Annotated in this window: 8 protein-coding genes; 3 read left to right on the forward strand and 5 right to left on the reverse strand. The window is 57.0% G+C overall.

Annotation, left to right across the window (positions count from 1 at the left end; translation table 11 throughout):
- Positions 1 to 73: 73 nt before the first annotated feature.
- Positions 74 to 427 (reverse strand): hypothetical protein, encoded by a 354-nt coding sequence (locus VGC62_RS06760; RefSeq protein ID WP_331186297.1) that lies wholly within the window; start codon positions 425 to 427, stop codon positions 74 to 76.
- 102 nt (positions 428 to 529) lie between these two features.
- Positions 530 to 907 carry a hypothetical protein gene (locus tag VGC62_RS06765; protein WP_331186298.1) on the reverse strand — a complete coding sequence of 126 codons (378 nt, stop codon included), beginning with the start codon at positions 905 to 907 and terminating at the stop codon, positions 530 to 532.
- Positions 908 to 979: 72 nt separating this feature from the next.
- On the opposite strand from VGC62_RS06765, the gene VGC62_RS06770 reads away from it, so the two are divergent.
- A complete protein-coding gene (locus VGC62_RS06770; RefSeq protein ID WP_331186299.1) occupies positions 980 to 4,810 on the forward strand; it encodes a dermonecrotic toxin domain-containing protein in 3,831 nt (1,276 codons plus the stop codon).
- A gap of 42 nt (positions 4,811 to 4,852) precedes the next feature.
- On the opposite strand, the gene VGC62_RS06775 is transcribed toward VGC62_RS06770, so the two are convergent.
- Entirely contained in the window at positions 4,853 to 6,004 is a 1,152-nt protein-coding gene (locus VGC62_RS06775) for an acyl-CoA dehydrogenase family protein (RefSeq protein ID WP_331186300.1), read from the reverse strand.
- Positions 6,005 to 6,307: 303 nt separating this feature from the next.
- Complete coding sequence (gene egtB, locus VGC62_RS06780) at positions 6,308 to 8,494, reverse strand: ergothioneine biosynthesis protein EgtB (protein ID WP_331186301.1); 2,187 nt, start codon at positions 8,492 to 8,494, stop codon at positions 6,308 to 6,310.
- Positions 8,495 to 8,869: 375 nt separating this feature from the next.
- Here egtB and VGC62_RS06785 point away from each other — a divergent pair, with 375 nt between their 5' ends.
- Both VGC62_RS06785 and VGC62_RS06790 read left to right on the forward strand, forming a co-directional pair.
- Positions 8,870 to 10,546 (forward strand): MFS transporter, encoded by a 1,677-nt coding sequence (locus VGC62_RS06785; RefSeq protein WP_331186302.1) that lies wholly within the window; start codon positions 8,870 to 8,872, stop codon positions 10,544 to 10,546.
- The gene (locus tag VGC62_RS06790; RefSeq protein ID WP_331186303.1) at positions 10,543 to 11,739 is read left to right on the forward strand and encodes an HlyD family secretion protein; all 1,197 of its coding nucleotides are present in this window, start codon (positions 10,543 to 10,545) and stop codon (positions 11,737 to 11,739) included. Before VGC62_RS06785 ends, VGC62_RS06790 begins: the two co-directional genes overlap by 4 nt.
- Positions 11,740 to 11,785: 46 nt before the next feature.
- On the opposite strand, the gene VGC62_RS06795 is transcribed toward VGC62_RS06790, so the two are convergent.
- Positions 11,786 to 11,998: a DUF6434 domain-containing protein gene (locus tag VGC62_RS06795; protein WP_331186304.1), complete on the reverse strand. Its 213-nt coding sequence runs from the start codon at positions 11,996 to 11,998 to the stop codon at positions 11,786 to 11,788.
- Positions 11,999 to 12,030: the final 32 nt, after the last annotated feature.

Genomic DNA, 12,030 nt, shown 5'->3' on the forward strand with positions numbered 1-12,030 from the left:
GGTCGACGCACTGTGTTTGCAACTCGAGGGGCTGCCTACGTTGCGAAGCGCAATGGCCGGGTTATTGAAACACTCAATTACACGGGTTGCGCCAGCTGCCAACTTCAATGCCGATTCCATATTTTTGCAAATCGTTCAGCTCAATAGTTCTCCCGGCCAGACACTTGCGACCGAAGTCATTGCGGTTCAGACATTGCTTGATACCGCGTTGGATATCTATTCCGGCAACGACCTGATACAGGGGCAGTCGCGCCTTTTCCTGGGGAGCAACGGGCAGGCATTGGATGCGGGTCAGGCAGGCACCTACGAGCAGATATTGAGCCAACTGACCACTGAGGTTGTGGCGTCTGTCGAACAGACTCTTCTCGATTATTGGGCTGTCTCGCCGATCAGCAAAGGGCCTTCCCGTCACGTCATGATGGCGCAAGCACTATCGGAATCATTCCGCCACGCGCTATTGGGAAACAAGGCTGACGCAAGGCTGACCCTGCCCGACTACCAGAAGCTACGCGCGCTGTTGCCAGGCTATTCACCGCTTAATGAGCCTGGGATAACAATGGTACGAAGGCTCGCGGTGGTGTTCGCTGGCAACCAGGCCCTCAAACTTGTCGGCATGTTCACCGTAGAGTTCGTAAACCCGAACGCCCAAAGCGTCTGGCTGTTCTCGGCACAAAGCGGTTTGCGTTGCTTCCATGACCGGGACGCTTTGATCGAATATTTCATGACGGCCACAGGCAGGGCGTTTCTGTTTGCGCACTTGTCGTTCAATGATCATGCCCTCGCAGCATGGAGTGGCACGCTCACGCTTGAATACACCGCGATTGAAGGTGAGTTGTTCATGAGTCTTGCCGGGACAGTCATCGCGTTCCAGCAGCGCAATGTGAGTTTTGTACTCAAGCGTGCGCACGTTGATCGCCAGGAGGCGGCGGTCATGCTCGACGACGCACTCGACATTCGTCGATTACTCGATCCCCGACTATTGCTGCGTAACGTCGGTGGGCGCTGGCGCTCAAAGCCTCGGTCGTTTGTGCCGCATGAGACCGATGAAGAGGCTGAGAGCATTTCCGGCGAGCAGACCGTTAAAGCGTCAGTGATTGAATCTACCGTCTTGCCGAGCGACTCTGATTTGGTACTCGATGATTCCTGGATGACTCAACTGCAGTCGCTGGATGCCCTGGTGAGCAAAATAAGTTTGGCCCGTCCTGGTGTCGAGCAGTGCGCACGGGAACTGTTGAATAAGCAGCTGTGTGTATTTGCCGACCCACAATTGGACGCTGCTCACATTCATCTACAGTTGCCAGTTAACGACGCAGGTCACAAGGGTGAGCTTATTAGTCTGGTGGGTTGGCTGCTGGAGTGCGTCACCGGGGCACGCAGCGGCGAGCTAGCGCAAGGCACATTATTTGTTGTGCCTTGCACGGTAGCCACGGCGCCATGGCAGGAGGTCTCGGTCAAGCGGGGTGTGCTTGACCGGGCGATCAAGCGTGCTCAGGCGCAATTCCCCTCCCAGTACCTGCATCAAGTCCGCCAATTTCATTTAGGTCCCGTGCGCCAGCATGACCGCCAACTGGAGCCAGGTCCGCTGTCATGCAGCATTCGCGATCGGCAATTGCGAATGCTGCTGACGACGGAGCGCCGTCGCAATGTCATCAACCCCCAAGCGCTGAACATGTTGGAGCAGCTGCTGAATCGGCCTCTTCAGCGATTGCGTTCTCAGTTGGGTCATGAGGCGGTGCAGGTGTGCAGTGTGCATCTTGAAGGTGACCCATCGCAGTCTGTGGTGGTGTTGAGTAACACCATGGTCTTTCATCAGCCGGCGCATGCTGACGGGCCTGTGGTCTTTTGGTCGGCTGTCAAAGGCCTGCGGGTCTACAATTCTCTCGCCGTGCTGGAGGCTCACTTTAATCAATGGATACGCCGTTCAAAGGAGCAACACGACTGGCTGGCGCTATTGGCAGCCGAGGACAGAGCCCTTGTCAGTTCTTTTCTAAAGCGTGCGTCGGCACCGTTGATCAGGATCGAAACTCAGGCTATCGAAGATCACTTCATCAGCGAATTGCAGCGGATGGAGCAACGACGCCAATATCAGTCCATCGAGGGCGCGTTGCTGTTCGCCAAGCGTCTGCTACTGGACAATGCCGCCACTGTTGCGGTGACCCATGCTGTGGAAATCACGGATGCCAATACAACTATATTGGATACGTATTCCATCAAGCTCCAGGCGCTGTTTTTTGAGGCCTCTTTGCCAGATTGGATAAGAAAGGCATCCGATGTTGAGTTAAATGTGTATAGCGAACTGGTGGCTTATTATTTCCGAACGGTCATTACAGACCATGATTTTTTGTTCGGAGTTCCCAAACTGAGGGAGTTCGCCAGGGAAAAACTGCTCATGCAGCTAAACATCGATTTCCCCAATCAGACGTTTGATCCGGACACCATCATCGTCAGGTATTTCCGTTACATCACCGCAGGCACGATAGGTGCCGACGTCCTGTTAGCACTACCGGCAGCCACCGAGGACTACAGCGAGACGTTGACTGATTTTGTCCTGGGTCACATAGGTGCCAGCGACGGGTTCTCACTCTCGGTGTCGAGCACAGATGCGCAGCAAACACTCACAGGTTTCACCCCTCCTTATTTAAATACACTAGTACGCACGCTGGATATTGGCGGCAATTATCAAAATATTCTGGAAGAGAAACTGTCGAGCAGCTCTGCCGACTATGCCAAGCGTCTGGGTTATTTCTGTGATCTGCTCCCGGCGCAGATGTTTGAGACTGCATTTCAACAAAAGCTTGAAGGCATACTCAGCAATCTAGCGTGGCGTTACGTGGAACGGGTTGTGAACATGCCAGATAATCTGGCGCGGTTGCCAGTCTTTGGCACAACCGTGGTGTTGCGGCCATTTAAACTGGTGGCCGCGCCGGGCTGGCAAGCCGATTTGGCTAGCGGGATTTATCTGTTTGGCCCCGCTGACTCAACCCAAGGGCCGCTGGTGTTGCATGCGATCTTTCACGATGCGTTTTGTTTCAAGGAATTCGCTAACGAAGCTGAGCTTCTGCTGGCCCTGCGCAGTGACTCGGAACTGCAGGAGTTGATTTTGCAGCGATTGAGCCCACAGGCTAGAGATCGATACGATTATGGCGGTTTCAGGGAGCCCCATCTGCCAAGCGGTATCGTGACGACCTGGGATTCGCTCCCCCTCATTCCAGCCCCCCCGACCTTGAGTCAGGAAGCCGTCGAGGGCAATGCGCTGCAGTTTTTTTTCCGCGACACGATCACTGTGATGAAGTTGTTGGCAAAAAATCAGACGGTCACCGCGGCGCAGGCGAGTTGGTCAGCGTTTACCTACCTGTTGACGCTGGCGGGTGAGCAGGCTTTCACGTTTTTGCCGGGCAAGCTGGGTTCACTGGTTGCCGCCTGGCAAAGCGGATCGTGGTTCCAGGCGTCGTTTACGGCTGCATCGGCGCAGCGCTGGGGTAAGGCGCTGTCCGAGTTCAGCGCAGGGCTTGCGATGTTGTTGTCTTCGCGTGCTGCGCACGAGGAGGAGCTGGTAATCGACAGCGAAGAAAATGCACAGGAGCTCAGCCTGCCTCAGCCCACAGATTTCTCCTGGCAAAACAACAATATGAACGCTGAGTTGAACGCTCGCTTGCGTACGTTTGAGGTCATCGATGTCGAGCTCAAAACGCTGGTGAAAGATCCGTTGCTCAACCTGTATGGTGATCATTCAGCCGATAAGTATTATGCCGCCGTTGGCGGCAAAGTGTTTCAGGTTCGACAGGAGCGTGGGCAGTGGTGGATTGTCGATAAAGAACAATCAGGACCTCCGATACGCCTTGACCCCCTGCAGCATTGGCAATTGGATTTGCAAAGCGGCTTATTGGGGGGTGGGCCGATCCTCAGCCGTCGCAAATCCAGTCTTACCGATGAACACGTTGATAACGTATTCGTCACCGAGGCCAGTGGCATGCCTGAGATTCGATCAAGGTATCGCGAACGGGCCAGACAAATTGGCGAGGGGCACCTGCTGGCCAAGCGCTACGTGCAAGATGCCTTGGATAACCTCCGGTTTCCGGACTCCCATGCTGTGCTCGATGATCGGGTGGCAGATATCATCAAGGCGTTTTTTGATGTGGAGACGGTCAGTCAACCGATGTTGTTATTGTTGCAAACAAAGGCCAAAAAGTTATTCGATGAAATACTCGACGCGTCGCTCTCGCCGTTTTCATCCCCGCGCTATGTGGTGGGCGCCAATAAAATCGGACATGAGCAAACGCTGGGTTTCACCGTCAAGACTGACGCTCGCAAACGGATATTTTTCACTGAGAGATTCTTTCACACGCCTTCTTTTCGTCTGGTAAACAGCGTGATGGGCCGTCGATTCAATGTGGGTGCGCATCACCGGGGAGCGATCCTCATTCATGAGGTCAGTCACCAGGTGCTGGACACTCATGACATTACGTACGTGGAGTCCTCATCTCCTTTCAACGACCTCTTAAGCAACGACTCCCTGGGTCTGGCGATATTAAAGAGGAATCTGCGGGACATGCAGCAAGTGCGTCTGTCATGGAACACGGTACGAGGTGAATTGTTTCGGGTGTATCAACCGGGAGGAGGATGGCGCGACTTGGATGCGATGGATGGTGACGGCAAGGCCGGCATCTTGAAAGTCGCCGGCGAAAGTAGCCTGGAAAAAGCCCGTGATGTGTTTTATAGCGACAGTCAAAAGCGCTGTGAAATCATGTTGCTAAATGCCGATTCGGTGACGTTGCTGATGACCAAACTGGGGCGCCAGTTGTTCACTTGATGGCAGTGCGTGGCGGGCCTGAGCATGGCCCGCCGCGTACCCTCAAAAACTGTAATGACGCAATTCACGTGCGATCAGCAGGCGCTGGATTTCACTGGACCCCTCGTAGATTTGCGTGATGCGCGCGTCCCGGTAATAACGCTCCACGGGGTAGTCTTCCAGGTAGCCGTAGCCGCCATGAATCTGAACCGCCCTGGAGCAGACCCATTCGGCCATTTCCGAAGCGAACAGCTTGGCTTGTGAGGCTTGGGACAAACAGGTTTTGCCCGCGCTGCGCAACCGGGCGGCATGCAGGACCAACAGCCGCGCGGCGTTGATGCGGGTGTGCATGTCGGCAAGCATATTGGAAACACTTTGGTGTTCGATGATCGGTTTGTCGAACTGCACACGCTCACGGGCATAAACCAGCGCCGCTTCAAAGGCTGCACGGGCAATGCCCACTGCCTGAGCGGCGATACCAATGCGCCCGCCTTCCAGGTTGGACAGGGCAATTGCCAGGCCTTTACCGCGCTCACCTAACAGGTTTTCGGCCGCAATACGGCAATTGTTCAGGGTCACGGCGCAGGTGTCCGATGCGCGAATGCCCATCTTGTGTTCCATGCGATCAACCGTGAAGCCTGGGTTGTCGGTGGGCACCAGAAACGCTGAAATGCCTTTTTTACCCAACTCTGGATCGGTCACCGCGAACACGATTGCAAGTTGCGCGCGTTTACCGTTGCTGACGAATTGCTTGGCGCCGTTGATTACCCATTCGCCGCCCTGCAATTGGGCGCGGGTGCGCAAGTTATGCGCCTCTGAACCGGCTTGGGGTTCGGTCAGGCAGAAACAGCCGATAGCCTGACCGCTGGCAAGTTTCGCCAGCCAGGTCTGTTTTTGTGGGTCGCTGCCGTAATTGAGTATCGGGCCGCAGCCCACTGAGCTGTGTACGCTCATCAACGTGCCGGTGGCCGCGTCGCCTGCGGAAATCTCCTCGACTGCCAGCGCATAAGCGACGTAGTCGACGTAGGTGCCGCCCCATTCCTGCGGCACGATCATGCCCAGCAGGCCCAGCTCACCGAGTTTGTCGACCACGGTGTCGTCGATCCAGCCGGCTTTTTCCCACGCCTGGGCGTAAGGGGCGATTTCGTTTTTGGCAAAGTCACGCGCCATGTCGCGGATCATGACTTGGTCTTCGGTCAATTCCAGGTCGTTCATATCAGACCTCGTGACCGCTGAAGCAACTGGCCATGTGTCCAGCGTCAAGCGCCTGCACGTTGCCACAGGCAGGTTGCTGAGTTACAGACTGGACCGATATTACCTGTGCGGTCATCACTGACTCCCTGTTGTTTTTTATTTTATCTCGCGTCAAGACGATTCAGCGTGAACCGTGTTCAATGAGAACTGTGCCGGATGCTAACAGCGCAAATTTGCAAATGACAATGAACAATCCTGCAACCGCGCCATGCATAAATGCACAGCGGGCACATGAGCCACAGCGTTGCGCTTTTTTATTCGGCGTTACGCCTGCAAGCTGAACAACGCCATTTGCGGTGAATCGCTGATCCAGAGATCACTCACGGCCCAGCCAGCCCGAGCGGCGAGGGCGGTGAAGGACGGCACCGTGAATTTATGCGAATTCTCCGTATGCAAACGCTCACCTGCGGCGAAGTGGAACCGGTGGCCTGCTACATTCACCACTTGCTCGACCTGACTGACCAAATACATTTGCATGCACGCCTGTTCGGCATTCCAGAGCGCCAGATGCTTGAACGCATCGACGTTGAAGTTGCCGTTCAGCTCGCGGTTGATGCGGGTCAGCAGGTTTTTATTGAAGCGCGCGGTCACGCCCTCGGCGTCGTCATAGGCCGCGACCAAGATGTCAGCGTCCTTGACCATATCCACACCCACGAGGAAATGCGCTGTGTTGCCCAGAACATCATGGGCCGAACGCAGGAAATCAACCGCCTGTTGATGAGTAAAGTTACCGATGGTCGAGCCAGGAAAGAAACCGACACGCGTATGGCCGTTGGCTTGCTCGGGTAAGGTCAGGACGCGGGTGAAGTCCTCGACCTGCGGTGCGACGATCAGGTGCGGGTAGCGTTGGCGCAACGATTGCGCCGCTTTGTTCAACGCTGTGGCGCTGATGTCGATGGGCACATACACCGCGATGTGCGGCGCTGCATCCAACAACAGACGGGTCTTTTCGCTGGCACCGCTGCCAAATTCCACCAGTGCCGCGCCCTCAGGAATCGATGCTGCAATCTGCACTGCAACCTGTTTGAGCAATGCGGTCTCGACACGGGTCGGATAGTACTCAGCGGTCTCACAGATGGCTTCGAACAAGTCTGAACCGGCAGCATCGTAAAAATACTTGGGCGACAGGTTTTTCTGGGGAGCCGACAAACCGGCCACCACGTCACGGGCGAATTCGCTGTCGTGGGGGGTGACGATGCCCGGTTGGCGGCTGTCCCGGGCCAGGCGCAAGCCCGAGACCATCCAGCGTTTATCGGCGTGGAAGAAGTTGCGATACGTCACACGGCAATGATCCGGCGCGGACACGCTGGCGCCGCCACGCAGGACCATTTGGTTGATCATGAACTTGCCGTTGTATTCCCCGACCGCACCGGCCGACGGTTGGAAACCTGGGTAGGCACTGTACGCACTTTGTGTCCATTGCCAGGCGACATCATCGACCTGTTCGAGCAATCCGGCGCGCGCAGCGGATTCCCATTCCGCTTCTGTGGGCAGCCGCGCCTGGGCCCAGTTGGCAAAGGCGGCGGCTTCGTAATAACTGATGTGGGTGACCGGCGCCGCAGGGTCGATGGTTTCCAGCCCGCGCAGGCTCATGCGCTGCCAGCCATTGTCATCGTGCTGCCAGTACAGTGGCGAATTCCAGCCCGTTTCTTGCACCAGCGTCCAGCCTTCGGACAACCACAACGCTGACGTGTGATAACCGCCATCGGCGATGAAACTCAGCCACTCGCCGTTGGTGACCAGCCGATCACTGATTTCGAACGGTTGCAGATAAGTGGTGTGGCGTGGCCCTTCGTTGTCGAAGGCGAACTGTTGGTTGCCGTGGCCGATCTCGGTCAGGCCACCGGCCAGTGGTTTGAACTGCCCGCGCCGACCGGGAGCATCTGTCGGCCAGGCCGGATCGTAAGCGGGCTTGAGCGATGACAGGCTGAACAGATGGAGGATGTCCATCAGCAGCAGTTCCTGATGCTGCTCTTCGTGGGCCAGCCCCAGTTCGATCAAACTGGCGACCTCGCTCGACACGCCACTCATCAGCAGCGTCGCCATGTGTTCATCGACATGCTTGCGATAGGCCAGCACTTGATTAACGCTCGGGCGTGTCATCAAACCGCGCTGCGGGCGCGGGTGACGGGGCCCGACCGCTTCGTAATAGGAGTTGAAGAGATAGCCGAAGGCCGGGTCGAACGGCGTGTAGCCAGGGATGTTCGGCATCAACAGGAAGGTTTCGAAGAACCACGTTGTGTGCGCGATGTGCCATTTGGCGGGGCTGGCATCGGGCATCGACTGGACGACCATGTCCTCAGGGCTGAGCGGTGCGACAAGACGCTCAGTGCGGCCACGGACCCTTTGATAGCGGTTGCAGAGTTCGTTACTGGCGGGTGCTTCGCGTAGCGTGTGTGAATGGCGCGTCATCAGGTCGTTCTCCGGGTTTTGCCGACGCCTGGTAGGCATGACTCATGCCGCCAGAAGTAGGGCTTGCGGCGTTCTTTTTTCAGCCGTATCGCCGTTAACGTTGAGGGCGGCGGTAGCTGGCGTCGCCTTTGTTCGGGCAATGGGTTTGATGCGCAGTCGTTTGGTAATGTTCAATCCAAACATCCGAATAGAGTATGCCCATCACTGGAGGATCGGCCACCGAGACTGACCGCCACTGTGTTGGCGCATCGGCTGTGGGCGGTGAGGTTGTGGTTGTTGTTGTCCTCCTCGGTAGCCGTGAGGCAATACACGTTGCAAACACCTGGGAAAATCGAATCGTCACATGGCCCGACCGGCTTGTGAGTATTATTGTCGCGCCGACGGTCTTAGGAACGAATTCATCAGGTCTGCTCAATGAACGATAAATATAAGCCCCATGACTGGGCACCCCATGAGCGACCGGCACTGCCAGGATCACCGTCGACCCCCTTGCATCCTACGCCCAAGCGACTGGCATTTGCGTTGGTCGGGGTCATCGTGGCGTTGACCGGCGGCCTGGGCAACGCGCTGGTGGTTGCCAATCTGCCTTATTTGCAAGGGCCATTGGGTGCGACGCAGGCGGAAATCGCCTGGCTGCCTGCCGCTTATGTCATGACTAACGTCTCGATGAACCTGTTGCTGGTGAAGTTTCGGCAACAGTTCGGCTTACGAGCGTTCACCGAAGTCTTTCTGGTGCTGTACGCACTGGTGACCTTTGCCCACTTGTTCGTCAACGACCTGAACTCAGCCATCGCGGTGCGCGCCGCCCACGGTATGGTCGGCGCTGCCCTGAGTTCGCTCGGCTTGTATTACATGATTCAGGCCTTCCCACAGAAGTGGCGGATGAAAGCGTTGGTTCTGGGATTGGGCACCGCGCAACTGGCGATCCCCCTCGCCAGGCTGGTGTCCGAAGACCTCCTGCAAATTGCCGAGTGGCGTGGGCTTTATCTGTTTGAATTGGGCATGTGCCTGTTATCGCTGGGCTGCGTGTTGGTCCTCAAGCTGCCGCCGGGCGATCGCTTCAAGGCCTTCGAACCGCTTGATTTTCTGACCTTCGCGTTGCTGGCCACAGGTTTTGCCTCGCTGTGTGCGGTGTTGTCGCTGGGGCGTATCCAATGGTGGTTCGAAGAACCCTGGATCGGCGTCGCGCTGGCCGCAGCCATCGCTCTGATCGCTGCGGGCCTGGCGATCGAACACAACCGAATGCGGCCGCTGTTGATCACGCGCTGGCTGGGTAGCGGTCGGATACTACGGCTGGCGATGGGTGTGATCCTGTCGCGCATCGTGTTGTCGGAACAAGCCACCGGTGCTGTGGGTTTCCTGCAGAACCTGAACATGGGCAGCGAGCAGTTGCACACGCTGTACTTTTTCATGCTGTTGGGCAGCCTGAGCGGATTGCTCGTCAGTGCGCTGACCATTAATCCGCAACACCTGTTGATTCCGCTGATCATCGCCCTGGCGTGCATGGCTACCGGCTCGTTGATGGACAGCTTTTCCACCAGCCTGACCCGACAATCGAACATGTACCTCAGCCAGTTTCTGTTGGCGTTCGGTGGCACGTTTTTCCTTGGACCAACGTTGATCCTCGGTATCAGCGGGGTGATCGGTAACCCGCAAAACATGGTCAGTTTTTCGGTGTTGTTCGGGATCACCCAGAATGTGGGTGGCCTGATGGGCTCGGCGTTGCTCGGGACATTCCAGGTCGTGCGCGAGAAATACCATTCCAGTTATGTCGTCGAACACCTGTCGCTGATTGATCCGTTGATGCAGTCGCGCCTGCAAAGCGCCAGTGGGGCCTATCTTTCGGCACTGGCCGACCCGTCGGCGCGCACCAATCAGGGCATTCGTTCGTTGGCGACCATCGCTACCCGCGAGGCCAATGTGCTGGCCTACAACGATGTGTTCATGCTGATTGCGGTGATCGCCATCCTGACTATGTTCTGGATCAGCAGCCGCGCGGTCTGGCTGTGGATGACCACCGAACCCGTTGCACCGTTTACCCCGAATGCACCGACATTTTCTGCCCAACCCACTGGCGCCAATCCTTCATGACCGAACCTAACACGCCGTTGTCAGGCAACGCCGAGTCTTCCTCCGTCCATGTCTCGCCTGGCCCCGCGCCAGCCCCGGCGGTGATGCCCGCCACCAGCCAGCCACGCTCGACACGCGTGCGGCTGGTGTCGTCGATCCTGTTTGGAGGTATCGCCCTGGCCGGCATCCTCCTTGTGTTGTACGCCTGGCAGTTGCCGCCGTTCAGCAGCCCGATTGAAAGCACTGAAAACGCCCTGGTTCGGGGGCAGACCACGTTGATCGGGCCGCAATTGAGCGGTTACGTGTATGAAGTGCCGGTGCAGGATTTTCAGTGGGTCAAGGAGGGCGATTTGCTGGTACGCATTGACGACCGGATTTATCAACAGCACCTGGATCAGGGGGTGGCGCAGTTAGGCGTTCAAAAGGCCGCGTTGGCTAACAATCTGCAACAACGGCGCAGCGCCGAAGCCACTATTTTGCAGCGTCAGGCAGCGGTGGAAAGCGCCATCGCGCAAAGCCAGAAGGCCGCTGCTGATTTGCGCCGCAGCTCGGCGCTAGTCACCGATGGATCGGTGTCCAAGAGCGAGCTGGATGTCGCCCGTGCCGCCGATGCACAGGCTAAAGCGGCGGTAGCAGAGGCCAAGGCAACGCTGGACATTGCCCGTCAGGACCTGCAAACGGTGATCGTCAATCGCGGCTCGCTGGAGGCCTCGGTGCAGAATGCCGAAGCGGCGATTGAGTTGGCGCGTATCGATTTGAGCAATACCCGAATCACCGCACCGCGCGATGGCCAGTTGGGGCAGATTGGTGTGCGGCTTGGGGCGTACGTCAACTCTGGGGCGCAATTGATGGCGCTGGTGCCGCGACCCCGCTGGATCATTGCCAACATGAAAGAAACGCAAATGGCCAATGTGCGTCTCGGGCAACCGGTGACCTTCACCGTCGATGCGCTGGAGAATCGCAAGATGCACGGTCGTGTCCAGCGGATCTCCCCTGCGGCGGGTTCTGAGTTCAGCCTGCTGCCTGCCGATAACGCCACCGGCAACTTCGTCAAAATCGCCCAGCGCATCCCGGTGCGCATCACTGTCGATGAAGACCAGCCCGAACTCGACCGACTGCGTCCGGGGATGTCGGTGGTGGTGAGCATCGACACCAGCAAAGACGGCGACATCCCGCCAGATCCGGTGGATGGGAAGATTGATCAGATGAAATGATGCCTGTTCGTTGACTCACGAATACGTCAGTTGATCCACGTGTTTATCAACGAGTCAGGTTTCGACGTTGCCACTCGTCTACGACATCGCTCATGGTTTTGGATGCCCCGTTGCGTATCCATGCCATGAAGTCCCGGTCGAAGCGAAAGTCTGCGCCGCATTGTTCGATCATGAAGCGCCGCACGTTCTGCGTGTTTTTATAACGATCATCGACACGGGTGCTGGGTGTGATGGCATCGCTGTGCCAATCGAAAGCCATGGTGATCTCCTCTGTCGGTTAATTGGCATGAT

This window comes from Pseudomonas sp., assembly GCF_036404235.1.
GTDB lineage: Bacteria > Pseudomonadota > Gammaproteobacteria > Pseudomonadales > Pseudomonadaceae > Aquipseudomonas.